The following is a 908-nucleotide window of genomic DNA, read 5'->3' on the forward strand; positions in this document are numbered from 1 at the left end:
GGTTCTTTGTCAGTTGCCGATAACGGGCGCGGGATGCCCGTAGATATTCACTCTGAAGAAGGTGTACCAGGGGTAGAACTAATCTTAAGTAAGCTACATGCTGGCGGTAAGTTCTCCAATGAAAACTACAACTTCTCGGGCGGTCTACACGGCGTTGGTGTATCGGTTGTAAACGCTTTGACTACCAAGCTTGAAATTTTGATCAAGCGCGATGGAAAGCTACATAAGATAGCCTTTGCTGACGGTTTTAAAACTGAAGACTTACATGTGATTGATTCGGTGGGTAAGCGTAATACGGGAACGGAGTTACGCTTTTGGCCTGATGCACAATACTTTGATACGGTGAAGTTCTCAGTTAGTCGTTTACGCCACATTCTTCGTGCCAAGGCCGTATTGTGTCCTGGTCTGGCAGTTACTTTTACTAATAAACAGACCGATGAAAAAGACGAATGGCACTTCCAGGATGGCTTAAAAGACTACCTATTGTCGGCAACTAACGGTCTAGAAACTTGCCCCTCAGCCCCTTTTAGTGGATCAATGGCCGGTAATACCGAAGCTGTAGACTGGGCCATACAATGGTTAGTTGAAGGTGGTGAGATAACTCAGGAGAGCTACGTTAACTTGATACCTACTGCTCAAGGTGGAACGCATGTTAACGGCTTTCGTACCGGCTGCTTGGAAGCGATGAGAGAGTTTTGTGAGTTCAGAAACCTCCTTCCGCGTGGTATCAAACTGAGCTCTGAAGATATATGGGACAAGAGCTGTTTTGTTCTATCAGCCAAGCTTCAAGACCCTCAATTTTCCGGACAGACTAAAGAGCGCCTATCTTCGCGTGAAGCTGCCGCCTTTATTTCCGGTGTCGTCAAAGACTCCTTCAGTTTGTGGCTTAATCAGCATACTGATGATGC

Annotated in this window: 1 protein-coding gene; it reads left to right on the top strand. The window is 46.4% G+C overall.

Annotation, left to right across the window (positions count from 1 at the left end; genetic code table 11):
• The coding region (locus tag A3756_RS22280) for an ATP-binding protein (RefSeq protein WP_231875612.1) at positions 1-908 on the top strand (908 nt) is incomplete at both ends.

Source organism: Oleiphilus sp. HI0086, assembly GCF_001635225.1.